Source organism: Selenomonadales bacterium, from assembly GCA_017442105.1.
GTDB lineage: Bacteria > Bacillota > Negativicutes > RGIG982 > RGIG982 > RGIG982.
The window spans coordinates 1-1,558 of sequence record JAFSAX010000157.1 but is presented as its reverse complement, the minus strand read 5'-3'; the positions used below and the strand labels follow the sequence as shown (position 1 = coordinate 1,558).

General features: G+C 50.8%; 2 protein-coding genes. Both read right to left on the bottom strand.

Going from position 1 to position 1,558, the window contains the following annotated elements:
- Nucleotides 1–1,234, bottom strand: a 1,234-nt coding sequence (locus IJN28_06330; protein MBQ6713384.1) for a phage tail protein, incomplete at its 3' end; no start/stop codon positions are given.
- On the bottom strand, nucleotides 1,235–1,558 hold a 324-nt coding region (locus IJN28_06325; protein MBQ6713383.1), incomplete at its 5' end, for a C40 family peptidase.

Here is a 1,558-nt window from a genome sequence, read left to right as displayed (position 1 = left end):
GAGCGCGGCTGATCGCAGTGAACGTCAAGAGACCATCTGCCGCCTCTGTCACACTATCGATGCAGACAACGACCTTGTCGAGACCGATTGCAGTATCTGTCAGCGTCACAAGGTCTCCGACTTCAAGCCTGCAAAACGCCCAGTCGAGTTTGAATGTATATTTATTCCGCTCATATTTGTTCTTCCGTGCCATCTCTTCGGCGATTCTAACAGCACGTGCCTTCGTGTAGATGTAGTGTGCCTTGACTGTCGATGATTGCCGTACACCGTGATCGATGATGTCGGCCGTATCCTCATACGACACACTTTCTTTCTCGTATCCGTTCGCTCGGTTCAAAAATTCGACCGTAAAGCGATTGTGGATCTCACTGCTGTCTTTCCTGCTGTACGTGACGGCCGCACCACCCGTCTGCGGGATAAGATCATCGATCGTCAGATCGTACAGGATCGTCGTATTCGGCTGCCATGTACCGACGGGCCTGTCGGCAAGCGGTACGATCTTGAATCGATCGTTCGACCAGAATACATACGCATTCGTCAGCGATGCAATATCGTTGATGATCTCACGTGCTTCTTGCGTGCCTGATGCATCGCTCGGTGTGGAGATCAGCAGATCTGCCGCCTTGCAATAAGCGCGGTAGTTGTCTATCCCATCGATCGCAATATCGCCCATACCGACCTTATCCAAGATGTACACGATATAGTCGGCAGGGTTGACATCGATTCCATCGCCCGTCGAAAGTAGCTTACCTTTGACTTCGAAATTGTACGTCGGCATACTGCCGCTGTTGCCGAGATCGATAACGCCTGCCATATATGCCAGATTCGGATACGAGAGTGCCTTATCGGGATGCTTGCCTGTCAGATAGCTCCACGGTGACTGCTCGGCAGTCCCTTTAAACAGCGTCAGCTGTATCGCCTCGTTCGGATACGTATACAGCTCTTTCCCGATCCACACCTTGCCGATGCCGCCAACAGGCCCTTCACACAGACCCAAAATGACTGCAACGGTATATGTATATGAGATATTAGTCGTCTTACTGCCGCCGCCTTTGCCGGTGCGCTGTGTCTCTCGGTGCTCGTGTGCCGTAAAATCATCGTAATAAATGACGTTGCCACTGATACGTGTCGTACCGAGGATCTCCATGACAGGAGCGCCATATTCGGCCGTATTGACCGAGAAGGCAGATATTTTCTCTTCACGAGTGACGATATTTTTACTCAAAAAGCCCATCTAATCACCCCGATACCGATAATATCCACGCACGCGGCTCTTGCCTTTGCGGTCGTAAAACATCACATCGTCCATATCAGTCAGTACACAGCCTTGATCGACAAGTGAATGACACACCACATTATTACCGACATAGACCGCGCCATGACTTATACAGCGGCCGTACTGATAGAGCACGAAGTCACCGACCTGCAAGTCATCTACCTTATCACAGTACTCTTCTACGTACCGCTTAAACCACTCTTCAGAGTGGTGCAGGTGCCATTCATTCGAGTACGGCGCGATATATATGCTGTCCTTTTCGATCACGCCTGCACCTTCCAG